The sequence below is a fragment of the Streptomyces cyanogenus genome (assembly GCF_017526105.1).
Lineage (GTDB): Bacteria > Actinomycetota > Actinomycetes > Streptomycetales > Streptomycetaceae > Streptomyces > Streptomyces cyanogenus.
In genome coordinates this window covers 5,901,628-5,926,168 of record NZ_CP071839.1, presented here as the reverse complement: position 1 = coordinate 5,926,168, position 24,541 = coordinate 5,901,628, and the positions used below count along the sequence as shown (strand labels likewise).

Here is a 24,541-nt window from a genome sequence, read left to right as displayed (position 1 = left end):
ACGGCCGGAACTGTGGGTTCCGACAATCCGTGATCCTGGCTGAACGGACCGTAGCGATCCCTGTGCGGCGCCCCTAGCTTGTGCCGGGTGCGTGAACCCTCAGCTCCCCCCTTCAACGCTCCGGCCGCCCGCAGACTGCGCGCCGCGCTCGGCATGGGCCCCGAGCACGTCGCCCACGGCATGCGGGTCTCGTACGGACTGCCCTACGTCACACCCGACCTCGTGATCGCCTGGGAACGCGGCACCGCCGCCCCGAGCCACCCCGAACTCACCTCGCTGGCGGGCGTCTTGTGGTGTTCTCCGGGTGAGCTGTTCGGGCGGCCGCAGACCCTGCGCGAGCACCGCATCGCCCGGGCCGTCGCGCCGGAGGACGTGGCCCGTGCCGTCGGCGTGGACGTACGGTCGTATCTGCGCATGGAGGAGAGCGGGCAGTGGCGGGGCAACGAGCGGCAGTCGGCCGTGCTCGCCCAGGTCCTCGACCTCGCCCTGCCCGACTTCGTCGCCGTCACCGGCCGCGGGGCGAAGCTCGCCGATCTGCTGCGCAGCGCGGTGACCACGCGCTGGCAGGCCTACGTACGGCCGGTGCGCAAACTGGCGCCCCTGGACCCGGACGTCCTCGAAGGGGCGCTGCAGGAGCTGCACGAGGACTACCAGGGGCACATGGCCGCCACCCTCAGCTGGGGTGGCGGCAGCAGGAGCGCCAGCGAGTCCGGGCGGGAGTTCCTCGACCGGATCGTGGAGAACTTCTGGGCGGCGGTGGAGAAGCGGACCGCCTAGGGACCGGTACGACCGTTCTGGGACCGCTACGACCGCCTAGAAGACCGACTCGGCCTCGTCCATCCGGTCCTTGGGCACCGTCTTCAGCTCGGTGACCGCCTCCGCGAGCGGCACCATGACGATGTCGGTGCCGCGCAGCGCGGTCATCCGGCCGAACTCGCCGCGGTGCGCGGCCTCGACGGCGTGCCAGCCGAAGCGGGTGGCGAGGACGCGGTCGTACGCGGTCGGGACGCCGCCGCGCTGGACGTGGCCGAGGATGACCGGCTTGGCCTCCTTGCCGAGGCGCCGCTCCAGCTCGTAGGCGAGGGCGGTGCCGATGCCCTGGAAGCGCTCGTGGCCGTACTGGTCGATCTCGCCCTTGCCGTAGTCCATGCTGCCCTCGGCGGGGTGGGCGCCCTCGGCGACGCAGATGACGGCGAACTTCTTGCCGCGGGCGAACCGCTCCTCGACCATCTTGACCAGGTCGGCGGGGTCGAAGGGCCGCTCGGGCAGGCAGATGCCGTGGGCGCCGGCGGCCATGCCGGACTCCAGGGCGATCCAGCCGGCGTGCCGGCCCATGACCTCCACGACCATCACGCGCTGATGGGACTCGGCCGTGGTCTTCAGGCGGTCCATGGCCTCGGTGGCCACGCCGACGGCGGTGTCGAAGCCGAAGGTGCGGTCGGTGGAGGAGATGTCGTTGTCGATGGTCTTCGGGACGCCGACGACCGGGAGGCCGGCGTCGGAGAGCATCCGGGCCGCGGTCAGCGTGCCCTCGCCGCCGATCGGGATCAGCGCGTCGATGCCGAACTCCTCGACCATGTCGGCGGCGCCGTCGCAGGCCTCGCGCAGCCGGTCGCGCTCCAGCCGGGAGGAGCCGAGGATGGTGCCGCCGCGGGCCAGGATGCCGCTGACCGCGTCCAGGTCGAGGGTGCGGTAGTGGCGGTCCAGCAGACCGCGGTAACCGTCCTCGAAACCGATGACCTCGTCGCCGTACTGCGCCACCGCCCGGTGCACGACCGACCGGATCACGGCGTTCAGGCCGGGGCAGTCGCCGCCTGCGGTGAGAACTCCGATGCGCATCGTGCTGTGTCTCCTGCTCGCTGTCGGTGCCGGTGAGCCGTTGTCGATTCTTTCACGTCCGCCGGGCAGGTGAAATCTTGACGGGCGCCTTATCCGTCGGCAGGGGTATTGTCAAGAGGGTTCTGCTCACCTTGGTGAGCGATTTTTATGCCACATAGGCGACACAAGCGACGAGAGGAACGGAGTGGACACGTGACGCGCAGCGTGTACGTGACCGGGATCGACCGCGGTGACGGCCGCCAGGTCGTGGAGCTGGGAGTCATGGAACTCCTGACCCGGCAGGTCGACCGGGTGGGGGTCTTCCGTCCGCTCGTCCACGACGGCCCCGATCGGCTGTTCGAGTTGCTGCGGGCGCGCTACCGCCTCTCGCAGGACCCGGCGACCGTCTACGGCATGGACTACGACCGGGCCTCCGCACTCCAGGCCGAGCAGGGCACCGACGAGCTGGTCTCCGTCCTCGTCGACCGCTTCCACCTGGTGGCCCGGGACTACGACGTCGTCCTCGTCCTCGGCACCGACTACGCCGGCACCCAGCTGCCGGACGAGCTGTCCCTGAACGCCCGCCTCGCCAACGAGTTCGGCGCCTCCGTGATCCCGGTGGTGGGCGGCCGCAAGCAGTCCGCGGCGTCCGTGCTCGCCGAGACCCGCAACGCCTACCGGGCCTACGACGGCCTCGGCTGCGACGTACTGGCCATGGTCGCCAACCGGGTCGCCCGCGAGGACCGCGACGAGATCGCCGAGCGGCTGGCCAGCCGGCTGCCGGTGCCGACGTACGTGCTGCCCGACGAGCCCGCGCTGTCCGCGCCCACGGTCGCCCAGATCGCCCAGACCCTGGGCGCGAAGGTGCTGCTCGGCGACGACTCCGGCCTCGCCCGCGACGCGCTGGACTTCGTCTTCGGCGGCGCCATGCTGCCGAACTTCCTGGGCGCCCTGACCCCGGGCTGCCTGGTCGTCACCCCGGGCGACCGCGCCGACCTGGTCGTCGGCTCGCTCGCCGCGCACAGCGCCGGCACCCCGCCGATAGCCGGCATGCTGCTCACCCTGAACGAGGTGCCGAGCGAGGAGATCCTCACCCTCGCCGCCCGCCTCGCCCCGGGCACCCCGGTGCTCTCGGTGTCCGGCAACAGCTTCCCCACCGCCGAGCAGCTCTTCTCCATGGAGGGGAAGATGACGGCGGCCACCCCGCGCAAGGCGGAGACCGCGCTCGGCCTGTTCGAGCGGTACGCCGACACCGCCGGCCTGGCCCGCCGGGTCTCCGCGCCGAGCAGCGACCGGGTCACCCCGATGATGTTCGAGCACAAGCTCCTGGAGCAGGCCCGCTCCGACAAGCGCAGGGTCGTCCTGCCGGAGGGCACCGAGGAGCGGGTGCTGCAGGCGGCCGAGGTGCTGCTGCGCCGGGGCGTGTGCGACCTGAGCCTGCTCGGCCCGGTCGACCAGATCCGCAAGAAGGCCGCCGACCTCGGCATCGACCTCGGCGACAGCGAGCTGATCGACCCGGCCACCTCCGAGCTGCGCGACGCCTTCGCCGAGCAGTACGCCGCCCTGCGCGCCCACAAGGGCGTCACGGTCGAGCTGGCCTACGACGTCGTCTCGGACGTGAACTACTTCGGCACCCTGATGGTCCAGGAGGGCCTGGCCGACGGCATGGTGTCCGGCTCGGTGCACTCCACGGCGGCCACCATCCGCCCGGCCTTCGAGATCATCAAGACCCGGCCGGACTCCTCGATCGTCTCGTCGGTGTTCTTCATGTGCCTGGCCGACAAGGTGCTGGTATACGGCGACTGCGCGGTCAACCCGGACCCCAACGCCGAGCAGCTCGCGGACATCGCCATCCAGTCGGCGGGCACCGCCGCGCAGTTCGGCGTGGAGCCGCGGATCGCGATGCTGTCGTACTCCACCGGTACGTCCGGGTCGGGCGCCGACGTCGACAAGGTGCGCGAGGCCACCGAGCTGGCCCGCTCGCGCCGGCCGGACCTGAAGATCGAGGGGCCGATCCAGTACGACGCGGCCGTGGAGCCGTCCGTCGCGGCGACCAAGCTGCCCGGCTCGGAGGTCGCCGGCCAGGCCAGCGTGCTGATCTTCCCCGACCTGAACACCGGCAACAACACCTACAAGGCCGTGCAGCGCTCGGCCGGCGCGATCGCCGTCGGCCCGGTGCTCCAGGGCCTGCGCAAGCCGGTCAACGACCTGTCCCGGGGCGCCCTCGTCCAGGACATCGTCAACACCGTGGCCATCACGGCGGTCCAGGCCCAGAACTCCGCCCAGTCCCCGAACGAGAAGGCGTCCCAGCAGTGACCTCCCCCACCCGTGTCCTCGTCCTCAACTCCGGCTCCTCGTCGGTGAAGTACCAGCTGCTGGACATGCGGGACAGCAGCCGGCTCGCCATGGGCCTGGTCGAGCGCATCGGCGAGCAGACCTCCCGGATCGAGCACACCTGCCTCACCAGTGGCGACACCCGTGAGCACACCGGTCCGATCGCCGACCACGACGCCGCCCTCAAGGCGGTCGCCGAGGAGCTGGGCCGCGACGGCCTCGGCCTGGACTCCCCGGAACTGGCCGCGATCGGGCACCGGGTGGTGCACGGCGGGATGTTCTTCACCGAGCCCACCATCATCGACGACGAGGTGCTCACCGAGATCGAGCGGCTGATCCCGGTCGCCCCGCTGCACAACCCGGCCAACCTCACCGGCATCCGCACCGCGCAGGGGCTGCGCCCCGACCTGCCCCAGGTCGCCGTGTTCGACACCGCCTTCCACACGACGATGCCGGAGTCCGCGGCGCGCTACGCGATCGACCCGAAGATCGCCGACCGGTACCGGATCCGCCGCTACGGCTTCCACGGCACCTCCCACGCCTACGTCTCGCGGGAGACCGCGCGGCTGCTGGGCAAGGACCCGTCCGAGGTCAACGTGATCGTGCTGCACCTGGGCAACGGCGCCTCCGCGTCCGCGGTCGAGAAGGGCCGCTGCGTGGACACCTCGATGGGACTGACCCCCTTGGAGGGGCTCGTGATGGGTACGCGCTCCGGTGATCTGGATCCGGCCGTCATCTTCCATTTGGCACGTGTTGGGGATATGTCCATGGACGAGATCGACACTCTCCTCAACAAGAGGAGCGGGCTGTTCGGTCTGTGCGGGGACAACGACATGCGGGAGATCCGCCGCCGGATCGACGAGGGCGACGAAGAGGCCGCACTCGCCTTCGACATTTACATTCACCGGCTCAAGAAGTACATCGGCGCCTATTACGCGGTGCTCGGCACCGTGGACGCGGTGGCCTTCACCGCCGGGGTCGGCGAGAACGCGGCCCCGGTGCGGGAGGCGGCGATCGCGGGCCTGGAGGGCCTGGGTCTGGCGGTCGACCCGGAGCGGAACGCCGTACGCGGCGGCGGGCCGCGGCTGATTTCGCCGGACTCCGCGCGGGTGGCGGTCGCCGTGGTGCCGACCGACGAAGAACTGGAGATCGCGACGCAGACCTACGCACTGGTGGGAAAGAACAACTGAATAGCACCTGAGCGGTGTGCCACTCATTTGTATCTTCCGCCAGACGGAATATTCCGTAGCGAAACAAACCGATAGGATCGCCCCATGCGCCGTTCGAAAATCGTCTGTACTCTCGGCCCCGCGGTCGACTCCCACGAGATGCTCGTCGCCATGATCGAGGCGGGCATGAACGTGGCCCGGTTCAACTTCAGCCACGGCACCCACGCCGAGCACCAGGCGCGGTACGACCGCGTCCGGGCCGCCTCCAAGGAGACCGGCCGTCCCATCGGCGTCCTCGCCGACCTGCAGGGCCCGAAGATCCGCCTGGAGACCTTCGCCGAGGGTCCGGTCGAGCTGGAGCGCGGTGACGAGTTCGTCATCACGACCGAGGACGTGCCGGGTGACAAGCACATCTGCGGTACGACGTACAAGGGGCTGCCGGGTGACGTCTCGCGCGGCGACCAGGTCCTGATCAACGACGGCAACGTCGAGCTGAAGGTCCTGGACGTCGAGGGCGCGCGGGTCAAGACGATCGTCATCGAGGGCGGTGTCATCTCCGACCACAAGGGCATCAACCTGCCCGGCGCGGCCGTCAACGTGCCCGCGCTGAGCGAGAAGGACGTCGAGGACCTGCGCTTCGCCCTCCGCATGGGCTGCGACATGGTCGCGCTGTCCTTCGTCCGGGACGCCAAGGACATCCATGACGTGCACCGCGTCATGGACGAGGAGGGCCGGCGGGTCCCGGTCATCGCCAAGGTGGAGAAGCCGCAGGCGGTGGAGAACATGGAGGACGTCGTCGCGGCGTTCGACGCCGTGATGGTCGCCCGCGGTGACCTCGCCGTCGAGTACCCGCTCGAAAAGGTCCCCATGGTGCAGAAGCGCCTGATCGAGCTGTGCCGGCGCAACGCCAAGCCGGTGATCGTCGCGACCCAGATGATGGAGTCGATGATCACCAACTCCCGCCCGACCCGCGCCGAGGCCTCCGACGTCGCCAACGCGATCCTGGACGGCGCCGACGCGGTCATGCTGTCGGCCGAGTCCAGCGTGGGCGCCTACCCGGTCGAGACGGTCAAGACCATGTCGAAGATCGTCACCGCGGCCGAACAGGAGCTGATGTCCAAGGGCCTGCAGCCGCTCGTGCCGGGCAAGAAGCCGCGCACCCAGGGCGGTTCGGTGGCCCGCGCGGCCTGCGAGATCGCCGACTTCCTCGGCGGCCGCGGCCTGATCGCGTTCACCCAGTCCGGTGACACCGCCCGCCGCCTGTCCCGCTACCGCGCGACCCAGCCGATCATCGCCTTCACCACGGACGAGGGCACCCGCAACCAGCTGACCCTCAGCTGGGGCGTGGAGTCGCACATCGTGCCGTTCGTGAACACCACCGACGAGATGGTCGACCTGGTGGACCAGGAGATCGCCAAGCTGGGCCGCTTCGACGCGGGCGACACGGTCATCATCACCGCCGGCTCGCCCCCCGGGGTCCCCGGCACCACCAACATGCTGCGCGTCCACCACCTGGGCCAGAGCAGCTGACCCGTCCGGCACGGGCCTGGTACGGCACCGAGGGCGCCCCCTGGACAGGGGGCGCCCTCGGTGTTGTGCGGCTCCCGAACCGGCTTGTGCGACCGCTCAGTCGGTCGTGTACACGTGCATGCCGGGCACGTGCAGGTTGCCGCCGAACTGGGCCGCCTGCGTCACCTTGACGTCGGTGAAGTAGATCAGCGGGATGTTCAGCGGGGGCGGGCTGTCGGGGCTGAAGGTCACCGGTATCAGACCGAACAGTTTGCCCGAGATGCTCTCGGTGTACATCACCGTGTCGCCGCCGGTGATGGTGGACGTCGAGCCCTTGGCCGCCTGGACGTGGTACGTCTTGTTCGCCTGCTTGTCCTGCACCGTCTGGTGCAGGTCGCCGATGTCGGTGCCGCCGGAGATGACGTACTTCAGCACCTTCTTGGTGGTGCCGTTGGCCGTCTTCACCTTGACGATGCCCTGGTAGTCGGCGCCCTTGAGGAGCAGGGAGCTGGCGTTCAGGTACCAGGGGTCGTCCGCCACCGGCACCTTGTTGTCGACGCCGCCCTCGTCGTCCGTGGCCACCGGGCAGTCGTCGGCGGAGGCGGACTCGCTCGCGGACGGGCTCGGCGTGGCCGACGCGGTCGCGTCCCCGGCCGTCCTGGTGGCGTCCTCACCGGCCTTGGAGACGGTGCCGGTGGTGTCCTTCACCGTGTCCCCGACCGTGTCGGTGGCCTTCTTGGCCGTGTCCTTCACGGTGTCGGAGGCACCGGAGTCCTTGCCGCCGCCCGACGAGGTGTCCGCGGGCGAGGTGCCCGTGGACGCGGTGTCCGCGGCCGACGACTGGGATGCGGACGGCGTCGGGGCCGGGCTCTTCGACTCCGTGCCGGAGTCCTTGCCGCCGGTGAGGACGTCGCCGATCGTGTCGCCGATCGTGTCCAGCACGTTCCCGCCGCTGCCCCCGGTCGCCGTGGGCGCCGGCGTGTCCGTGTCACTGCCGGAGCCCGAACCCGAGCCGGACGAACCCGAACCCGAGCCGGACGAACCCGTGTCCGAACCGGACGAACCGGAGTCCGAGCCGCCGGAGCCGGAGCCGGACGTAGCGGTCGGCTCGGGCTTGGCCGTGTCACCGCCGGAACCCGACTCCGGTGCGGAGGTCTTGCCGGACTCCTGCGTGTTGCCGCTCTCGGCGGTCTTCGACGGCGACGGCGTGGCCGAAGTGCTCTCCGACGCGGACGGCGACGGCGAGGCCGAGGGGTTCTTGTCGCCCTCCAGCGCCTTGACGCAGTCCTTGTACTCGTCGGCCGTCAGGCTCTTCGCCGACGTCGACGGGGCCGGGCTGCCGTTGTTGTCGGCGAGGGCGAGCGTGGAGGTGAAGCCCATGCCCATGAGCACCGCCGTGGGCATCGCCACGGAGGCTATGGCCTTGCCGGCCGGCATGTGGAACCTGGTGAACAGGGGCTTCCTGGGGGCCGCGTGGCGGGGCCCGGTTCTCGCGCGGGACCCGTCCACGTCGGTCCCGCGGGTCACCTCGTCAGCCGGCACTGTGCCTCCCGTTCGCCCCGTTGGCCGGGTTGGTTCCTGACAGGTCGTTCGGCTTGTCCAGTCCGTACACGCGCTGCTCCGGCAGGGGCGCGGCGGCGGGCGAACCGTCCTGGTCCGGTCCGGCCGGCGGCTGCGGCTGCGCAGGCGCGCCCGGCGCCCAGGCCACGGCCATCGCCCCGCCGGTCAGCGAGCACAGGAAGCCGACGATGAAGCCGCCGATGTTGGACAGCGGAATCGACACCAGCGCCAGCAGGATCGCCGCGACGCCCCCGAAAACCCGGATGTGCTGCTGGAACCAGAGGATGATCCCGAGGACGAAGAGCAGTCCACCGATGATCAGGGAACTGGAGCCGCCGGGGGTCCCCATCGTCATCGTGAGATGGCCCAGCTGCAGGTGTGCGTACGGGAAGTACAGGATGAGAAAGCCGCCGAGCATGACGAACAGACCGGCCCAGAACGGACGCGCGCCCCGCCAGGCGCGGAACTGCAGCCTCCGGCGGGTGAACTGGCCGGGTGCGGCGGCAGGAGTCTCGGCGCTCATGGAAAACAGCTCCCTGGTGCGGCGTTGCTGTGGTGGTGATGTGTGCCGCGTGTGACAACGCGGCCGGAGAGTGGACGGGCGGGGGCGCCACCGGCTCCCCCGCCCGTCAGCGAGTGCTTAGTAGCACTCCTTGACACCCGTCGACAGCGACATCTTCAGGCCACTGAGCTTGAAGGTGCCGGCGGTGGTCGCCCACGCCGTCTGCTTCACGTTCTTCAGCGTGGCCTTGTCGGCCTGCTGCGCGAAGCCGAACGGGTTGGCCTGCTCGCCGCCGCCCTTCATGCCCGGACCCTTGGAGGCGTCCTTGGCGGCCACACCGATGTCGATGTTGTCGAACGTCGCGTCGGCGCTGAGGTCGGCAACGTCGATGTAGATGTTGTCGGCCTGGACCTTCTCGGCGCCCTCGCCACCGGCCCGCAGGATCAGGCTGACGTTACCGAAGATCGGCACGTCGGGCGTGACCACGGACTGGCACAGGTTGGTGATCTCCGCGTGCTTGAACGCCGAGACGGCCACCGGGTGCGCCGTCTTCTTGCCGTCCATGGTGTAGCCGCTGTCGATGGCGCCGTACTGCGAGAAGCCGGTGCCGACCAGCTGGTCCGCCGACACCTTGAACGACTGACCGGACACGCTGAACGACGCGGCCAGAGCGCCCTGCGCGAGGGCGACACCTATGCACGCCGTGGCGGCCACGCTGGGCACCATGACCACAGCGAACCGCTTCCATCTGGTCCCGCCACGCACCTGGGACTCCATATTTCCTCCTTCTCGGACGTACATCTCCTGGCCCGGGCTCGCCCCAGTCGGCGGCTCAGCCGGGCAGGGATGGGAGAAGTGCTACGTCCTCGGGAAGGAGAGCGCCTGCGGTCGGCGGCGCGAACCGCGCCCGAATCACCGGCGATCACCCCCGAGCGACAACCACTGGTCGCGCCTGACACGCATCACGCACAACCTTGCTGGACAGGCTTCACCGGCCGGCGAAGACCCCCCTGCCCTAGACCCGGCGCCACTGCCGCCGGCTCTGCTCGGTGGGGACCCAGAGTCTCCCGTGACCCGACCGGGTGCCGGGGTACGGGAATGGACCGAGCGTCGCCGATCGTGGTGCATTCTCGGCCCGGGCACAAGGGGGTTCGTTACTGGCTAGTAACGGCCGGATAACCGGAGTACGACCGGCCGGTCTCGGAATGCAACGCTCGGTGGCATCCAGGGGCAGAGCAAAGCCGTTGATCCCTGGACGAATCCAGACAGACCAACGGCCTCGATTTACTCGCAGTAACAGCGGCCGCGATTACCAAGATTTGGTAAAGCGCCGTCTGCGTGACTCCTCGTCGGCAAACCCTTCACCCCGGCACCACATGCCGGGGCGTTTAACGACTGGTCAGAACAGGGCGCGCGCGAGCGCACGACGGGCGCCGACCACGCGCGGGTCCTCCTGGCCCACGACCTCGAACAGCTCCAGCAGCCGGCGCCGTACCGCGTCCCGGTCGTCACCCACCGTGCGCTGCACCGTCTCGATCAGCCGCCCGAAGGCGTCCTCGACGTGACCACCCACCAGGTCAAGGTCGGCGGCGGCGATCTGCGCCTGGATGTCCTTCGGCTTCTCGGCGGCCTCCTGGCGCACCTTCTGCGGGTCCGTGCCCTGCACCCGCTGGAGCAACTCGGCCTGCGCCAGGCCCAGCTTGGCCTCCGGGTGGGCCGGGTCGTCGGCCAGCACGTTCTTGTACGCCTGGATCGCCCCGCCCAGGTCGCCCGCGTCCAGCGCCTGCGCGGCGGCGTTCAGGGCCGCTTCGTACGGCCCCTCGGGCGCCGCGGCCTCCGCGGCACCGCCCGGCTCGGCGTCCGGGTCGACGGTCAGGCCGGTCAGGCCGAAGCGCTGCTCGGCGACCTGCACCAGCTGGTCCAGGGTCTGCCGGATCTGCTGCTCGCCGGCCACCCCCTGGAAGAGCGGCAGCGCCTGTCCGGCCACGACGGCGAAGACGGCCGGGATGCCCTGGATCCCGAACTGCTGCATCAGCATCTGGTTGGCGTCGACGTCGATCCTGGCGAGGAGGAAGCGCCCGCTGTACTCGACGGCCAGCCGCTCCAGGACAGGGCTCAGCTGCTTGCAGGGCTCGCACCACTCGGCCCAGAAGTCGATGACGACCGGGACTTCGGCGGAGCGTTGCAGGACGTCCCGCTCGAACCCTGCCTCATCGACGTCGATCACGAGATCGGCCGGGGAGACGGCTCCCGTCCCGCCCTGCCGGGCGGCTTCGGCGCGTGCCTGCTCGGCCTTGGCCTTGGCCTCTTGGGCCGCCTTCACCGCGGCGAGGTCGACGACACCGCTCATGGACATGTTCCGTGGCTGCATGCGTCTATCCTCCCCCGATCTCACGCCTGAGTGAAAAGCGATGTGCGGCGCCGGGTCCCCACCCCACGCCTCGGTTGTCGCCCGTGTACGTCCCTCACGAGCTTTCGCTACGACCCGTAGCGTAATGCCATGAGGGCACCCCGCGACACCACGCGCCGGTGATCTCCCTCACGACCGCACAGATCCCGCCGGTTATGGTCGATGAATGCAGAGCCGCACCCCCGCCAGCCGAACCGGACGCCCGCGCAGCGCCGCCGCGGACGCCGCGATCCTGGCCGCGACCCGGGAGGCTCTGGTCGAACTGGGCTGGTCCAAGCTCACGCTGGGAGACGTCGCCACCCGGGCCGGGGTTGCGAAGACCACGCTCTACCGCCGCTGGGCCGGCAAGAACGAACTGGTCGTGGACGCCGTCGCGGAACTCTTCGACGAGCTGGAACTGCCCGACCGGGGCAGCCTGGCCGCGGACATCGAGGGCGTCGTGCTCCAGTTCGCGGCGATCCTGGCCCGGCCGGAGGCCAAGAGTGGCCTGATGGCGGTGGTAGCCGAGGCCACCCGCGACGAGGCCCTGCGCGAACGCATCCGCGCCTCCATCGTGGACCGCCAGCTGCGGCTGGTCCTGGAGGGCCGCGCCCGGGCCCAGCGGCGGGGCGAGCTCCCACCGGAACCGGATCCCGGCGAGTCCGCCCGTACGGTGGACCTCATCTTCGACGTGGTCGCGGGCGCGGTCGTCCACCGCACCCTGGTCAGCGGCAAACCGGCGGACGAGAACTGGGTCCACACCTTCACCCGCCTGCTCCTCCTGGGCCTCGTTTCCCAGCCGACGGAACAACCGACGACGGCCACCTACCGGCCGACGGAGAAAACGACGACAGCCGCTCCCCGGCCGACCGGGGAAACGCCGACAGCCACCCCCCAGCCGACCGAGTAGGCGACGACGGCCACCTACCGGCCGACCAAGCCGCACGGCGACAGCCACCCCCGGCCGACCAAGCAAACGGCAACGGCCACCTACCGGCCGACCGAGCCGGACGGCGACAGCCACCTCCCAGCCGATCGAGCTGCACGCGACGGTCACCTCCCGGCCGGCCGAGTCGGGTGGTGCACAGGCCGGGGGTCCAGGGGGCGGAGCCCCCTGGTGGGCCGGCAGCCGGCCGACGGTGCCTAGAAGCCGGGGGGCTCGGTGTACACGCCCCACTCGTCCCGCAGCACCCCGCAGATCTCCCCCAGCGTCGCCTCGGCCCGCACAGCCTCCAGCATCGGCTCGATCATGTTGGCCCCGGACCGCGCCGCGGCGAGCATCCCGTCCAGCGCCCCCCGCACCGCCGCCTCGTCGCGCCCCGCCTTCCGCTCGGCGAGCACCCGCACCTGCTCCCGCTCCACCTCGTGGCTGACCCGCAGGATCTCCAGGTCCCCGGTGACGGACCCGGTGTGGACGTTGACGCCGACGACCCTCTTGTCACCCTTCTCCAGCGCCTGCTGGTACCGGAACGCGGACTCCGCGATCTCCCCGGTGAACCACCCGTCCTCGATCCCCCGCAGGATCCCGGACGTGATGGGCCCGATCGGGTGTCGCCCGTCCGGGTGAGCCCGCAGCCCCCGCTCCTTGATCTGCTCGAAGATCTTCTCCGCGTCCGCCTCGATCCGGTCCGTCAGCTGCTCGACGTACCACGAACCACCCAGCGGATCGGCCACATTGGCGACCCCGGTCTCCTCCATCAGCACCTGCTGGGTCCGCAGCGCGATCTCCGCGGCCTGCTCGCTGGGCAGCGCGAGGGTCTCGTCCAGGGCGTTGGTGTGCAGCGAGTTGGTCCCGCCGAGCACGGCGGCCAGCGCCTCCACGGCCGTACGCACCACGTTGTTGTACGGCTGCTGCGCGGTCAGCGAGACACCCGCGGTCTGCGTGTGGAACCGCAGCCACTGCGCCTTGTCGGACGTCGCGCCGTACACGTCCCGCATCCACCGCGCCCAGATGCGCCGGGCCGCGCGGAACTTGGCGATCTCCTCGAAGAAGTCGACGTGCGCGTCGAAGAAGAAGGACAGCCCGGGCGCGAAGACGTCGACGTCGAGCCCGCGGCTGAGCCCCAGCTCGACGTACCCGAACCCGTCCGCCAGCGTGTAGGCCAGCTCCTGCGCGGCCGTCGCCCCCGCCTCCCGGATGTGGTACCCGGAGACGGACAGCGGCTTGTACGCGGGGATACCTGCCGCGCAGTACTCCATCAGGTCGCCGATCAGCCGCAGATGGGGCTCCGGCTGGAAGAGCCACTCCTTCTGGGCGATGTACTCCTTGAAGATGTCGGTCTGGAGGGTGCCGTTGAGCACCCCCGGGTCCACACCCTGCCGTTCGGCGGCGACCAGGTACATGCAGAAGACGGGCACCGCCGGCCCGCTGATGGTCATGGACGTCGTCACGTCCCCCAGCGGGATGTCCTTGAACAGCACCTCCATGTCGGCGGCCGAGTCGATGGCGACTCCGCAGTGCCCGACCTCGCCGAGCGAGCGCGGGTCGTCGGAGTCGCGGCCCATGAGCGTCGGCATGTCGAAGGCGACCGACAGACCACCGCCGCCGGCGGCGAGGATCATCTTGTACCGCTCGTTGGTCTGCTCGGCGTTGCCGAACCCGGCGAACTGCCGGATCGTCCAGGTACGTCCGCGGTAGCCGGTCGGATGGAGCCCGCGCGTGAAGGGGTACTCCCCGGGCCAGCCGATCCGCTCGAATCCCTCGTACGTGTCGCCCGGTCGGGGCCCGTACACCGGCTCCACGGGGTCGCCGGAGAGCGTGGTGAAGTCCGCGTCGCGCTTGCGCGCGGCGTCGTAGCGGGCCTGCCAGCGTCGGCGGCCCTCCTCGATGGCGTGAGCGTCCATACCCTCGAATTTACTAGGACGTCCTAGTAAATGTCGATGGCAGACCGCCGCACGGCGTCCGTACGGCGGTATCCGCTAGGCCTTGGCGACGGCCGGGGCCTCGTCGGCGACCCGGGTCTCCAGCTCGCGGCTGATCTTCCGCTCCACGAAGAAGGCGGCGGTGGGGATCGTGCCCGCGAGCAGCACCCAGAGCTGGCGCCCGACCGGCATCTTCGCCTTGGAGCCCAGGTCGAAGGCGAAGATCAGGTAGAGGACGTACAGCCAGCCGTGGGCGATGGCGACGACCCGGGTGAAGTCGGCGGCACCGTCGACGTCCAGCCCGTACTTCGCGATCATGCTCAGGCAGAGCAGCACCAGCAGCACACCGGTGGTGTAGGCCATGACGCGGTAGCGGGTCAGCACGCTTTTTTTCATGGAGCCGAGCGTAACCACCCGTTCCGGGAGATCTTGCCCCGGGTCACTCCTCGTCGAAGTCGTGTGCCGCGATCCGCAGCGGCCGGAGCATCGCGAAGATCTCCCGGCACTCCTCCGCGTCGTACACCCCGAGCCCGAAGTCCATGGCCATCAGGTCACGGGTGGCCGCGTCGACCACCTCGCGGCCCTTGTCGGTGATGACGGCGAGGGTGCCGCGGCCGTCGTTGGGGTTGGGCCGCTTGGCGACCAGCCCCGACTTCACCAGGCGGTCCACCGTGTTCGTCACGGACGTGGGATGCACCATCAGCCGCTCACCGATCTTGGACATCGGCAGCTCGCCGGCCTTGGAGAAGGTGAGCAGCACCAGCGCCTCGTAGCGGGCGAACGTCAGCCCGTACGGCTTGACCACCGCGTCGACCTCGGCGAGCAGGATCTGCTGGGCCCGCATGATCGAGGTGATCGCGGCCATGGACGGCACGTTTCCCCAGCGCTGCTTCCAGAGCTCGTCGGCGCGGGCGATGGGGTCGAACGGAAGGCTGAGAGGCTTCGGCACGTTTTCAGACCCTACCGGCCGGTCATATGCCGGTCAGCTCTGTCTCGGGTTTCGGTCGCCGGCCGTTCGCGTAGGACGGCCAGGGCGAGCCCGGCGCAGCACAGCGTGCCGAGCGCACCGGCGCCCGCCACGGCCGCCCGCACCCCCACCGCCTGCGCGGCCACGCCGGCCAGCGCCATGCCGACGCCCTGCACGGTCATCAGCCCGGCGCTCAGCACGGTCATGGCCCGCCCGCGCAGCTCCGCCGGCACGGCCCGCACGAACCACTGGTCCAGGCCCGGGGTGTACGCCGACGCGGCCCCGGACAGCAGCAGGAGCAGCAGGGACACGGCGAGCCCGGGCCGCAGGGCGTAGCCGAGGTACGGCAGCAGGGACAGACACAGGAGCGGGAGGGCGACGCGTTCGCGGGCCGTGGGCCGCAGCCGGGCGCCGGCGAACAGCTCGCCGGCCACCGTGCCGACGGGCAGGGCGCACATGAGCAGGCCCAGGCCGGCGGAACCGCTGCCCAGGGCGTCGGCGTACGGCGCGGCGAGGGCCTCGGGGACGACGGAGAACGCGGGCGGCACCCAGAAGAGAAGGAGGAGGAGCCGTACCCGCGGGCGGGCGAGGAGCGACCGGAGCCCGGGCGGGGGCTGGGTACGGTCCCGGGTGCGGGCCGGCCGGTGCCGGGTGCCGAGGCGGAGCAGGGCGGCCGAGGCGAGGAAGGTACCGACGGTGATCACGAGGGCGGGGCGGGGCGCGACGACGGTGAGCAGCAGCCCGCCGAGGCCGTAGCCGACGAGCAGGGCGCTCTGGGCGACGATCCGCAGCAGGGAGCGGCCGAGCACGAACAGCTCGCCGGCGCCGAGGACGTCGGCGAGGGTGGCCATGCGGGTGCCAGCGAACACCGGGGAGACTACGGCGAGGCAGCAGCGCAGGGCGAGCAGGGCGCCGATGCCGGTGCCGGGGGCCGCCATCACGGCCACGCAGCCCGCGCACACCAGGTCGCAGGTCACGAGCACCCGCCGGGCCGGGAAGCGGTCGGCGACCGGGGCGAGCAGGGTGCCGCCGACGGCGTACGGCAGGAAACCCACGGCGAAGGTGAGCGCGCTCAGCAGGGGTGAGCGGGTGCGGTCGTAGACGAGGACGGAGAGGGCGACCTCGCTGACGATCACGCCGAGCATGGACAGCACGTGCGCGGCGAAGACGGCCCGGAACTCGGGCACGGCGAGGACACGGCCGTATCCGGCGGGGCGCGCCGGGGCCGCCTGTGAGGGTGCGGACATGCCGGGCAGCGTGCCCGGTCGGCGGCGGACGGCCGTAGAGTTTCGGCTCGGTCCGAATGTTCCCGCAGGCCGTCCCGCCCAGGAGGTGTCCGTGCCCTCGTTCCTCCGGTTCGGCGAGGACGACCTCCTGCGCTGCCGGTTCGCGGTCTCACCGCTCTGGGAGACGCAGGAGGCCGTACGGACGCTGAAGCGGCCGGACCGGCTCGGCTACCACGCGCCGTGGCTGCGGCGGATCCGGGCGGCGGCGGCCGGGCTGGACCTCGCTCCGCTGTGGCTGCTGATGCCCCGGCGGGGGCACTCGCCGGACTGGCTCGGTCCGCCGCCGATCGGGCCGGCCGCCACCTTCGAGGAGGAGATCGCGGCCGTCCGGGCGTGCGACCCGCAGGCGGCCCGCGAGGACACCGCCCGCTCGCTGGCCTGCACTCCGGGCGCGCTGGAGTCCGCCCGCGGCCGGGCCTGGCTGGCGGACCCGGCGCGGATGGTGCAGGAACTGGCGGATCTCCTGGAGGAGGCCTGGCGGGTGCTGGTCGAGCCGGACTGGCTCCGGCTGCGCGCCCTGCTGGAGGCCGACGTGGCCTACCACTCGCGGCGGCTGGCCGAGGTGGGCCTCGGCAGACTGCTGCCGGAGCTGGACCCCCGGCTGTCCTGGAACGGCCGCACGCTGACCCTGGCGCTGCACACCGAGTACGCGCGCGACCTCGGCGGCCAGGGCCTGGTGCTGATGCCGAGCGCGTTCTCCTGGCCCGACGTGGTCACGGGCTTCGAGCCCCCGTGGCAGCCCGCCCTCGTCTACCCGGCCCGCGCCCTCGCCGGCCTGTGGACCGGCCCCGCGACCCGAACCCCCGAGACCCTGGTACGCCTCCTGGGCCGCAACCGCGCCACGGTCCTGACCGCCCTGACCGAACCGGCCACCACCAGCACCCTGGCGCACCGGCTGGGCCTGGCCCCGTCCTCGGTGTCGGCCCACCTGACGACCCTGCGCGACGCGGGTCTGCTGACCGCCCGCCGCTACGGCCACCAGGTGCTGTACGAGCGGACACCGCTGGGGATGGCGCTGGCGTCGGGTGGCTGACGGGTGCGGCTCGTGCCGCCGGCCCGGGAAACGGCGCCCCCAACGGACCCTTGGCGGCCCCTGAGCCCGGTCAGGCGGGCGAGGAGCCCCGCCCCCGCCGCCGCAGGTGATGCCGCACGGCCCGCTGGGCCACCGGCCCCAAGGACTCCACCGCGCTCACCAGCGCCCCCAGCTGCTCCAGCGCGTCCAGCGCCGCACCGGCCCCCGCCTCGTCCACCCCCTCGTACAACTCGATCCCCACGAACGCCACCGCCACGGCCCGCGCCAGCCCCACCGGATCGGCGAACTCCCCGAACGGCGTCGCCGCCAGCACCCGGCGCAGCACCTGCTCGACCTCGGTGATCCACAGCTGCAGACCGGCGGCCGTGGCCGGTCCGAGGGCCGGGTGGGCCGGTGCCCCGGCCAGCAGCTGCCCTAGCAGCGCCACATGCCCCCCGGCCCGCTCGCGCTCGTGGATCTCGCGCCCGACAGCGAGGAGTTCGGACAGCGAGCCCACCGCGGCGAGCCGCTCGCGGTACCGGCCCACCGCCTTCTCCGCGCCGTACCGGCAGGCCGCGGCGAGCAGTTCGTCCACGGATCCGAAGTGGTAGAAGACGAGCGCCTGGTTGACGCCGGCCGCCGCCGCCACCGTACGGGCCGAGGTCTTGGCGATGCCCTGCTCGGTGAGCGTCCGCAGGGCGCCCTCCAGCAGCTTGGCCTTGGTCTCCTGCGACTTCGCCGTCTCGGGGCTCATGCGCGCGCTTCCTCCCGCACCGGCCTCAGCCCGGGCCGCACGCCCCGCGCGCGGACGTCGGTGTACGACGCGGTGAAGGAGCCCTCGTAGCCGAAGAGCGGCCCGAACCAGCGGTTCACCACGCGCACGCGGATGCGGAAACGGCCGGCCGTGTCGTCGTACGACTCCCGCACCTCGGCCGTGGCGCCGATGAGCTCGGGCACCCGGACGTCCACCGGCCCTTCCCGGAACCGGTGTTCGCCGGAGCGGATCAGCAGGGAGCCGTCGGGCTCGGCGTGGAAGTGCAGTTCGCTGGCGAGGTGCTGGTGGGTGCCGAGGTAGTCGAGGATGCGGTCGCCCCGGGGGCCGAGCACCATCTGCGCGTCGAAGCGGCGGGCACGGCCGGGCAGGTCGAAGGTGCGCACGAAGCTCACCGTCTCACGGCCGAAGCCGTCGGCGTACGGCACGTTCTCGATCACGAAGGGAATGTTCCGGCCGGCCCGCGGGACCAGGATGTTCCGGGTGGCGCCGAGGGCGAGGAACGGCCTGACGAACGCCGGTCCGTGCCAGATCCGGTCCATCACACCCCGGCCGGTGCACGCCTCGCCACCGGCCAGACCCACCGAGAAGCGGCGCCGCAGGGCCGGGTGGAGGCGGTGGAAGTCCGGGCCCATCGCGGTCTGGAAGATCGACGTCATCCGTGCTCCTCCAGGGCCTTCAGCAGCCGGGGCGCGCGGGTACGGGTGGCGGGGGCGCGCAGGCAGCGGCGGGCCGCCGGGGTCGCGGCGAGCGGTCCCTTGAACAGGGCGAGGGAGATGCCGAGCACGAGCAGCAGCGGGCACAGGTAGGCCATCGAGTCCGCGAGGGGGGCCGGGCCGGGGAGCGAGCCCCGGCCGAGCGCGGTCAGGCACAGGGCGAGCAGGAGCGCGCGGGCGGTCAGCTCGGCCAGCCAGTTGGTCAGGGCCCGCTCGGGGGTGACGCCCCGCTCCAGCCAGAGCCGGAGCCGGTCGAAGGACCAGGCGGTCGCCCAGCCCATGAGCGGGCGGAACAGCAGGCGGTCGGCGAGGGCGCCGAAGGCTCCCCAGCGGGGGCGGTAGTCGTAGCCGGTGAGGAAGCGGACGCCGTGGGCGTCGGGGACGTAGCGCCAGTAGCCGCCGCCCTCCGCGATCAGGGAGAGCGGGTGCGGGGAGGCGAAGCGCAGGGCGGAGGTTCGGGTGCCGTCGGGGCGCTCCTTCTCGCCGGCGGCGACGCCGGTGCCGGAGACCGTGAGGAACGGCAGCACCCGGGTGGCGTAACGGAACCGCTGCGGTTCGCCCTCCGCGCGCGGGAGGTAGTGGATCTCGGTGAAGCGCAGGTCCCAGCGCTGGTGCCGGGCCGGGTCCTGGGTGCGGGCCCACAGTTCGTCGAGGTCGGCGCGGATGTGCGTCTCTATGTAGAGACCCATGTGTTCCCCCACGTGAGCGTGTTTGAGCGACTGCTCAAATCCTGGTCGCGCCCGAATCTACACCTGGTTTGAGCGATCGCTCAAACAGCGGGAGCGGGAAAACCCCGGCCCAGAGGACCGGGGTTCCGGCAAGCGAGGGGCGCGCCGGCTACTGCGCGAGGTGCCGTTCGACGGTCTCCACCTTGGAGGTGAGTCCGTCCGTCACCCCGGGCCGGACGTCCGCCTTGAGGACGAGCGACACGCGCGGTGCGCGCGCCTCCACGGCCGCGACCGCCCGCTTGACGACGTCCATGACCTCGTCCCACTCCCCCTCGATCGAGGTGAACATGGCGTCGGTGCGGTTCGGCAGGCCCGACTCGCGGACCACGCGCACGGCGTCGGCCACGTACTCCCCCACGTCCTCGCCGACGCCGAGAGGCGTCACGGAGAAGGCGACGATCATGCGTTCACGGCCCCTTCCTTGCGGGCCCGGGCGGCGATGACGGCGTCCTCGGCCTCGCGGCGCAACTTGCGCTCGGCGAAGAAACCGCCGGTGGGCAGCACCGAGAGGACGAAGTAGAGGGCCGCCGTCTTCAGCGGCCACTTGGCGCGGTTCCAGGCGTCCGCCCAGAAGATCACGTACAGCACGAACAGGACGCCGTGGATCGCGCCCATCACGGGGACCGCGTTGAAGTCCGTGGTCCGCTTCAGCACCGAGCAGAGGAGCAGGATCAGGAAGGACACGGCCTCCGGGGCCGAGACCAGGCGGAGACGGCGGAGGGAGGTGGCGGTCTTGATGTCCACGGGTCACCTTCGGTGGGAGTAATCGTTTGTGAACGCACGCACAAGCGTTCCCCCATTGTGGCAAACCGCGCCCCTAGGGGTCCGCTCAGGGTGGGTATCCACCCCCGGGCCCTGTTCCGTCCACCCGCCCGGCCGCTACTTTCGCAGCGTGGCGATGTTCCGACTCCAGGGCAGCAAGGTGCTCGCCGTCGACATGACCGGGGATGCCGTCAAGGCGAAGAACGGCTCGATGGTCGCGTACGACGGGCAGATGGCCTTCAAGAAGCTGAGCGGTGGCGGCGAGGGGCTGCGCGGGATGGTGACCCGGCGGCTCACCGGCGAGCAGATGACGGTGATGGAGGTGAGAGGGCAGGGCACCTGCTGGTTCGCGGACCGGGCGTCCGAGATCAACCTGGTGAGCCTCCAGGGCGACAAGCTCTACGTGGAGGCGGGCAACCTGCTGGCGACGGACGCGGGGCTGCGGACGGGCACGACCTTCACGGGGCTGCGCGGGGCCTCGCAGGGCAACGGCCTGTTCACGACGACCGTGGAGGGCCACGGCCAGGCGGCGATCGTCTCCGACGGGCCGGCGGTCGTCCTCCGGGTCAGCCCGCAGTACCCGCTGATCGTCGACCCCGGCGCCTACGTCGCCCACCAGGGCGATCTCCGGCAGTCCTTCCAGTCCGGTGTGACGTTCCGCACGCTCCTCGGGGAGGGCGGCGGCGAGGCGTTCCAGATCCGCTTCGAGGGCGACGGACTGGTGTACGTGCAGCCGAGCGAGCGGAACACGATCGCGGGGGACCTGTGACATGACCTTCCGAGAGATCAACTCCAAGATGGTCGAGGCGACCGTGGCGCCTGGGCAGCGGCTGTTCAGCCAGCGCGGGGCGATGCTCGCCTACCGGGGGGACGTGTCCTTCACGCCCAACGTCCAGGGCGGCCAGGGCGGGCTGATGTCCATGATCGGGCGGCGGGTGGCCGGCGAGGCCACCCCGCTGATGACCGTGGAGGGCAGCGGCACGGTCTTCTTCGGGCACGGCGGCCACCACGTCCATGTGATCACCCTCTCGGGCGACACGCTCCACGTCGAGGCGGACCGGCTGCTCGCCTTCGAGGGCACGCTGCGCCAGGGCACGATGTTCATGGGCTCCCAGGGCGGGGTCATGGGCATGGTCCGGGGCCAGGTCACCGGGCAGGGCCTGTTCACCACGACCCTCCAGGGCCACGGCTCGGTGGCCGTGATGGCGCACGGCGGCGTCTTCGAGATCCCGGTCACCCCGCAGCGCCCGGTCCACGTCGACCCCCAGGCCTACGTCGCCCACCACGGCGAGGTCCGCAACAAGCTGTCCACCGCCCTCGGCTGGCGCGACATGGTCGGCCGCGGCTCCGGCGAGGCCTTCCAGCTGGAGCTGAGCGGCAACGGCACGGTCTACGTCCAGGCGTCGGAGGAGAAGCTGTGAGCACGTACGGAGCCCCGGGCCCCGGACCGGTCGTGTACGACCCGGCGACCCTGCCCGCCGACGACAACGTGAACAAGTACACCTTCTGCGTCGAGCTCAGGAGCGGGCAGTGGTTCCTGCAGAAGGGGAAGATGATCGCCTACTACGGGGCGATCGAGTTCAACGGCATCGGCCACGGGCGACTCGACCGACTTGTCCGTACGGCGTTCCATTCGCCACTGCACGCAAGCGACTGGGTCGTGGCGGCGGGCTCCGGCAAGATGCTGCTGGCCGACCGGGCCTTCGACGTCAACTCCTACGACCTGGACGACGGGAACTTGACCATTCGCGCGGGCAACCTGCTCGCTTTTCAGCCAAGTCTCGCGCTCAAGCAATCGATCGTGCCGGGTTTTCTGACCCTTATCGGAACCGGGAAGTTTGTCGCGGCATCCAACGGGCCGGTGGTGTTCATGGAACCTCCGATCCGCGTCGACCCCCAGGCACTCGTCGGATGGGCCGACTGCCCGTCCCCGTGCCACCACTACGACCACGGCTACATGGCGGGTGTACTGGGCGGACTACGCTCGGTGACGGGCCTCGGCGGGGTCTCCGGCGAGGAGCACCAGTTCGAGTTCGTGGGCGCCGGGACGGTCCTGCTGCAGTCGACGGAGACCCTTGTGGCCGAGGCGGCGACGGGGGTGGTTCCTCCCGAACCGGGGGTCCCCGGAGGTGGCGGAACGGCACCGGACGGACACGGTCCGCAATCGTCGGGCGTACCGCGCCTTCCCGGACAGCTGGGGGACCTCCAGCGTCGCTTCGGGCTGTGAGCGGTAGTCTGCGGAGTGTGACGTCGAACGCGTGCGCACAGTCACACCACCCGAAGTAGTTCGCCATTCAACTTCTTAGGTAGACTTCATTCATGGAGACCGAGACGGCCACGCGCTGGCTGACCGATGCGGAGCAGTGCGCCTGGCGCACCCACCTGGAGGTCAACAGGCTGTTGACGTACCAGCTCGAGAAGGATCTGCAGCCGTTCGGCCTGACAATGAACGACTACGAGATCCTGGTGAACCTGTCCGAGTCGGACGACGTGCGGATGCGGATGAGCGACCTGGCCTCCGCGACCCTCCAGTCCAAGAGCCGGCTCTCGCACCAGATCACGCGTATGGAGAACGCGAACCTGGTGCGCCGTGAGAACTGCGAGTCGGACCGCCGGGGACTGTACGCCGTGCTCACCGAGCACGGCATGGAGACGATGAAGAAGGTCGCGCCGCACCATGTGGCATCGGTGCGGCGGCACTTCATCGACCTGTTGTCGCCGGACGCGCTGATGGAACTGGACAAGGCGCTCAAACCGATCGCCGAGCACCTGAGAGGGCAGCGCGGGCGCCCCTGAGCCTCGCGGAGAAGCCCGGCGGCGGCAGCCGGGCTTGGGTGGAGGCGCTCACCGGCGCCGGCAAGGCGCCGCCGCGCCACCCGTGCGGGCCGCTCCGGTTCCCCGGGAGCGCGGAGAACCGTGCGACCACCCACCCGCGTGCGGCCGCACGGCCGCCGCGGCGGCCGTGACCAGGGCCGCTCCGCCCGCCAGGGCGAAGCACAGCGACAACGGGACCCGGCCGATCAGCAGCCCCGCTGCCAGCGCTCCGGCCGAACTCCCGGCGTTCACCCCGGTGTTCACCCACGCCCCGGCCCGGGTCCGGGAACCCTCCGCCGCCGTCTCGTCGGCCAGCAGGTAGGCCGTCGTCAGGGCCGGGGCGGTGAACGCGCCGGCGAGGGCCGTCACGGCGGTGAGCGTCCACAGGTCGCGGGCCAGGCCCGCCAGGGCGAGGACCAGGCCGAGGGCCGCCGCGAACCGGCACAGCCGGGCCCGGGCGGTCGTACGCCACCGCACCGCCCCGTTGGCCAGACCGCCCAGGGCGCTGCCCGCCGAGAGCGCGCCCAGCACCCAGGGGACGAGGGCGGGGTCGTGGGAGCGTTCCGTGACGAAGGCCATGACCAGCAGTTCCACGGAGCTGAGGGCCAGTCCGACGCCCAGCGCGACCGCCACCGGGGGCAGCAGGCCCCGGACCGCGGCGGGCCGCGCCCGGCGGCGCGCCGGGCGCGGTCCGGGCAGCACCGGTGAACTGACGAAGACACAGGTGCCCGCCACGTTGAGGGCCGCGCTCAGCAGGATGCCGGCGGCCGGCGGGGCGATGCCCATGAGCGCGCCGACCAGTGCCGGACCGCAGACGTACAGCAGTTCCTCGGCGACGCCGTCGAGGCTGTAGGCGCGCCGCAACAGGCCCGGGTCCTCGACCAGTTCGGACCACAGGGCGCGCATGGTCGGACCGAGCGGCGGTGCGCAGGCCCCGGCCAGGGCGGCGGACACGGCGACGAGTGCTGCCGGGGCCCCAGGACGCCAGGTGAGGGCCGCCAGAACGCTCAGCAGGGCGCCGTACAGCGCCGACATGGGCAGCAGGGCCCGGCGCGGGCCGTGCCGGTCGATCAGCGAGGCCCGCAACGGCATCAGGAAGACCGTGGTGGCGCCGAACAGGGACAGCACGGTCCCGGACACCGCCCAGGACCCGGTGGCCCGAGAGACGGACAGCAGGACCGCGAGGGCGACCGTGCCGTAGGACAGGCGGGCCGTGAGGGCGGCGGTGAAGGCGTGGCGCGCATGCGGAACGCGCAGGACGGCGGCGTACGAGGGCCGCGAAGGGTGCGTGGACACGCGGAAGTTCCCCTGGCTGGAGCGGAAGAGGGACACCGAAGGGCG

25 protein-coding genes are annotated in these 24,541 nt (G+C 71.3%); 10 read left to right on the top strand and 15 right to left on the bottom strand.

What is annotated here, in order from left to right:
• Positions 1-87: 87 nt before the first annotated feature.
• Complete coding sequence (locus S1361_RS26835; RefSeq protein ID WP_243769313.1) at positions 88-777, top strand: helix-turn-helix domain-containing protein; 690 nt, start codon at positions 88-90, stop codon at positions 775-777.
• Positions 778-813: 36 nt separating this feature from the next.
• Here S1361_RS26835 and S1361_RS26830 read toward each other — a convergent pair whose 3' ends face one another.
• Positions 814-1,839 carry an ATP-dependent 6-phosphofructokinase gene (locus S1361_RS26830; RefSeq protein ID WP_208034484.1) on the bottom strand — a complete coding sequence of 342 codons (1,026 nt, stop codon included), beginning with the start codon at positions 1,837-1,839 and terminating at the stop codon, positions 814-816.
• A gap of 192 nt (positions 1,840-2,031) precedes the next feature.
• On the opposite strand from S1361_RS26830, the gene pta reads away from it, so the two are divergent.
• From pta to pyk, 3 genes are all read left to right on the top strand, one after another.
• The gene (gene pta / locus S1361_RS26825; protein WP_208034483.1) at positions 2,032-4,134 is read left to right on the top strand and encodes a phosphate acetyltransferase; all 2,103 of its coding nucleotides are present in this window, start codon (positions 2,032-2,034) and stop codon (positions 4,132-4,134) included.
• A complete protein-coding gene (locus S1361_RS26820; protein ID WP_208034482.1) occupies positions 4,131-5,342 on the top strand; it encodes an acetate kinase in 1,212 nt (403 codons plus the stop codon). Before pta ends, S1361_RS26820 begins: the two co-directional genes overlap by 4 nt.
• A gap of 84 nt (positions 5,343-5,426) precedes the next feature.
• On the top strand, positions 5,427-6,851 hold the full coding sequence (pyk, locus tag S1361_RS26815) for a pyruvate kinase (RefSeq protein ID WP_208034481.1): 1,425 nt from the start codon (positions 5,427-5,429) through the stop codon (positions 6,849-6,851).
• A gap of 96 nt (positions 6,852-6,947) precedes the next feature.
• Here the strand turns inward: pyk and S1361_RS26810 are convergent, their stop codons facing one another.
• From S1361_RS26810 to S1361_RS26795, 4 genes are all read right to left on the bottom strand, one after another.
• Complete coding sequence (locus S1361_RS26810) at positions 6,948-8,372, bottom strand: hypothetical protein (protein ID WP_208034480.1); 1,425 nt, start codon at positions 8,370-8,372, stop codon at positions 6,948-6,950.
• On the bottom strand, positions 8,362-8,913 hold the full coding sequence (locus S1361_RS26805) for a DUF6114 domain-containing protein (protein WP_208034479.1): 552 nt from the start codon (positions 8,911-8,913) through the stop codon (positions 8,362-8,364). The genes S1361_RS26810 and S1361_RS26805 overlap by 11 nt, the downstream gene beginning before the upstream one ends.
• A gap of 117 nt (positions 8,914-9,030) precedes the next feature.
• Positions 9,031-9,669 (bottom strand): DUF6230 family protein, encoded by a 639-nt coding sequence (locus S1361_RS26800; RefSeq protein ID WP_208034478.1) that lies wholly within the window; start codon positions 9,667-9,669, stop codon positions 9,031-9,033.
• A 622-nt stretch (positions 9,670-10,291) separates the two neighbouring features.
• Positions 10,292-11,263 carry a tetratricopeptide repeat protein gene (locus S1361_RS26795; protein WP_208034477.1) on the bottom strand — a complete coding sequence of 324 codons (972 nt, stop codon included), beginning with the start codon at positions 11,261-11,263 and terminating at the stop codon, positions 10,292-10,294.
• 205 nt (positions 11,264-11,468) lie between these two features.
• Here S1361_RS26795 and S1361_RS26790 point away from each other — a divergent pair, with 205 nt between their 5' ends.
• Positions 11,469-12,191 (top strand): TetR/AcrR family transcriptional regulator, encoded by a 723-nt coding sequence (locus S1361_RS26790; RefSeq protein ID WP_243769312.1) that lies wholly within the window; start codon positions 11,469-11,471, stop codon positions 12,189-12,191.
• Between the two features lie 233 nt (positions 12,192-12,424).
• Here S1361_RS26790 and icmA read toward each other — a convergent pair whose 3' ends face one another.
• The 4 genes from icmA to S1361_RS26770 all read right to left on the bottom strand — a co-directional run bounded on the left by icmA (position 12,425) and on the right by S1361_RS26770 (position 16,357).
• Positions 12,425-14,125: a coenzyme B12-dependent isobutyryl-CoA mutase large subunit gene (gene icmA, locus S1361_RS26785; protein WP_208034476.1), complete on the bottom strand. Its 1,701-nt coding sequence runs from the start codon at positions 14,123-14,125 to the stop codon at positions 12,425-12,427.
• A gap of 75 nt (positions 14,126-14,200) precedes the next feature.
• The gene (locus S1361_RS26780) at positions 14,201-14,539 is read right to left on the bottom strand and encodes a DUF3817 domain-containing protein (RefSeq protein WP_208034475.1); all 339 of its coding nucleotides are present in this window, start codon (positions 14,537-14,539) and stop codon (positions 14,201-14,203) included.
• Positions 14,540-14,582: 43 nt separating this feature from the next.
• Positions 14,583-15,092, bottom strand: coding sequence for a MarR family winged helix-turn-helix transcriptional regulator (locus S1361_RS26775; protein ID WP_208034474.1), 510 nt, complete (start codon positions 15,090-15,092; stop codon positions 14,583-14,585).
• 11 nt (positions 15,093-15,103) lie between these two features.
• A complete protein-coding gene (locus tag S1361_RS26770; protein ID WP_208034473.1) occupies positions 15,104-16,357 on the bottom strand; it encodes an MFS transporter in 1,254 nt (417 codons plus the stop codon).
• 91 nt (positions 16,358-16,448) lie between these two features.
• Between S1361_RS26770 and S1361_RS26765 the strand changes: the two genes are divergently transcribed.
• Positions 16,449-17,429, top strand: a complete 981-nt coding sequence (locus S1361_RS26765) for an ArsR/SmtB family transcription factor (protein WP_208034472.1) — start codon at positions 16,449-16,451, stop codon at positions 17,427-17,429.
• Positions 17,430-17,499: 70 nt separating this feature from the next.
• Here the strand turns inward: S1361_RS26765 and S1361_RS26760 are convergent, their stop codons facing one another.
• From S1361_RS26760 to S1361_RS26740, 5 genes are all read right to left on the bottom strand, one after another.
• Positions 17,500-18,162: a TetR/AcrR family transcriptional regulator gene (locus S1361_RS26760; protein ID WP_208034471.1), complete on the bottom strand. Its 663-nt coding sequence runs from the start codon at positions 18,160-18,162 to the stop codon at positions 17,500-17,502.
• A complete protein-coding gene (locus tag S1361_RS26755) occupies positions 18,159-18,839 on the bottom strand; it encodes a DUF4166 domain-containing protein (protein ID WP_208034470.1) in 681 nt (226 codons plus the stop codon). Before S1361_RS26755 ends, S1361_RS26760 begins: the two co-directional genes overlap by 4 nt.
• Positions 18,836-19,585, bottom strand: coding sequence for a hypothetical protein (locus tag S1361_RS26750; protein WP_208034469.1), 750 nt, complete (start codon positions 19,583-19,585; stop codon positions 18,836-18,838). The genes S1361_RS26755 and S1361_RS26750 overlap by 4 nt, the downstream gene beginning before the upstream one ends.
• Before the next feature lie 148 nt (positions 19,586-19,733).
• Complete coding sequence (locus S1361_RS26745; protein ID WP_208034468.1) at positions 19,734-20,027, bottom strand: MTH1187 family thiamine-binding protein; 294 nt, start codon at positions 20,025-20,027, stop codon at positions 19,734-19,736.
• On the bottom strand, positions 20,024-20,368 hold the full coding sequence (locus tag S1361_RS26740) for a DUF3817 domain-containing protein (RefSeq protein ID WP_208034467.1): 345 nt from the start codon (positions 20,366-20,368) through the stop codon (positions 20,024-20,026). Before S1361_RS26740 ends, S1361_RS26745 begins: the two co-directional genes overlap by 4 nt.
• A 154-nt stretch (positions 20,369-20,522) precedes the next feature.
• Here S1361_RS26740 and S1361_RS26735 point away from each other — a divergent pair, with 154 nt between their 5' ends.
• From S1361_RS26735 to S1361_RS26720, 4 genes are all read left to right on the top strand, one after another.
• Positions 20,523-21,155, top strand: coding sequence for an AIM24 family protein (locus S1361_RS26735; RefSeq protein WP_208036781.1), 633 nt, complete (start codon positions 20,523-20,525; stop codon positions 21,153-21,155).
• Between the two features lies 1 nt (position 21,156).
• Positions 21,157-21,807: an AIM24 family protein gene (locus S1361_RS26730; RefSeq protein ID WP_208034466.1), complete on the top strand. Its 651-nt coding sequence runs from the start codon at positions 21,157-21,159 to the stop codon at positions 21,805-21,807.
• Positions 21,804-22,613 (top strand): AIM24 family protein, encoded by an 810-nt coding sequence (locus S1361_RS26725; protein WP_208034465.1) that lies wholly within the window; start codon positions 21,804-21,806, stop codon positions 22,611-22,613. The genes S1361_RS26730 and S1361_RS26725 overlap by 4 nt, the downstream gene beginning before the upstream one ends.
• A gap of 92 nt (positions 22,614-22,705) precedes the next feature.
• Positions 22,706-23,182 carry a MarR family winged helix-turn-helix transcriptional regulator gene (locus tag S1361_RS26720; protein WP_030339333.1) on the top strand — a complete coding sequence of 159 codons (477 nt, stop codon included), beginning with the start codon at positions 22,706-22,708 and terminating at the stop codon, positions 23,180-23,182.
• 48 nt (positions 23,183-23,230) lie between these two features.
• Here the strand turns inward: S1361_RS26720 and S1361_RS26715 are convergent, their stop codons facing one another.
• Positions 23,231-24,496, bottom strand: coding sequence for an MFS transporter (locus S1361_RS26715; RefSeq protein WP_208034464.1), 1,266 nt, complete (start codon positions 24,494-24,496; stop codon positions 23,231-23,233).
• Between the last annotated feature and the right edge of the window lie 45 nt (positions 24,497-24,541).

What these genes read in the sequence shown, in the direction of transcription:
- S1361_RS26830 (WP_208034484.1), bottom strand. Translation starts at nt 1,839, where the DNA reads ATGCGCATCGGAGTTCTCACCGCAGGCGGCGACTGCCCCGGCCTGAAC.
- pyk (WP_208034481.1), top strand. Translation starts at nt 5,427, where the DNA reads ATGCGCCGTTCGAAAATCGTCTGTACTCTCGGCCCCGCGGTCGACTCC.
- S1361_RS26805 (WP_208034479.1), bottom strand. Translation starts at nt 8,913, where the DNA reads ATGAGCGCCGAGACTCCTGCCGCCGCACCCGGCCAGTTCACCCGCCGG.
- S1361_RS26800 (WP_208034478.1), bottom strand. Translation starts at nt 9,669, where the DNA reads ATGGAGTCCCAGGTGCGTGGCGGGACCAGATGGAAGCGGTTCGCTGTG.
- S1361_RS26795 (WP_208034477.1), bottom strand. Translation starts at nt 11,263, where the DNA reads ATGCAGCCACGGAACATGTCCATGAGCGGTGTCGTCGACCTCGCCGCG.
- S1361_RS26790 (WP_243769312.1), top strand. Translation starts at nt 11,469, where the DNA reads ATGCAGAGCCGCACCCCCGCCAGCCGAACCGGACGCCCGCGCAGCGCC.
- icmA (WP_208034476.1), bottom strand. Translation starts at nt 14,125, where the DNA reads ATGGACGCTCACGCCATCGAGGAGGGCCGCCGACGCTGGCAGGCCCGC.
- S1361_RS26780 (WP_208034475.1), bottom strand. Translation starts at nt 14,539, where the DNA reads ATGAAAAAAAGCGTGCTGACCCGCTACCGCGTCATGGCCTACACCACC.
- S1361_RS26770 (WP_208034473.1), bottom strand. Translation starts at nt 16,357, where the DNA reads ATGTCCGCACCCTCACAGGCGGCCCCGGCGCGCCCCGCCGGATACGGC.
- S1361_RS26760 (WP_208034471.1), bottom strand. Translation starts at nt 18,162, where the DNA reads ATGAGCCCCGAGACGGCGAAGTCGCAGGAGACCAAGGCCAAGCTGCTG.
- S1361_RS26755 (WP_208034470.1), bottom strand. Translation starts at nt 18,839, where the DNA reads ATGACGTCGATCTTCCAGACCGCGATGGGCCCGGACTTCCACCGCCTC.
- S1361_RS26750 (WP_208034469.1), bottom strand. Translation starts at nt 19,585, where the DNA reads ATGGGTCTCTACATAGAGACGCACATCCGCGCCGACCTCGACGAACTG.
- S1361_RS26745 (WP_208034468.1), bottom strand. Translation starts at nt 20,027, where the DNA reads ATGATCGTCGCCTTCTCCGTGACGCCTCTCGGCGTCGGCGAGGACGTG.
- S1361_RS26735 (WP_208036781.1), top strand. Translation starts at nt 20,523, where the DNA reads ATGTTCCGACTCCAGGGCAGCAAGGTGCTCGCCGTCGACATGACCGGG.
- S1361_RS26730 (WP_208034466.1), top strand. Translation starts at nt 21,157, where the DNA reads ATGACCTTCCGAGAGATCAACTCCAAGATGGTCGAGGCGACCGTGGCG.
- S1361_RS26720 (WP_030339333.1), top strand. Translation starts at nt 22,706, where the DNA reads ATGGAGACCGAGACGGCCACGCGCTGGCTGACCGATGCGGAGCAGTGC.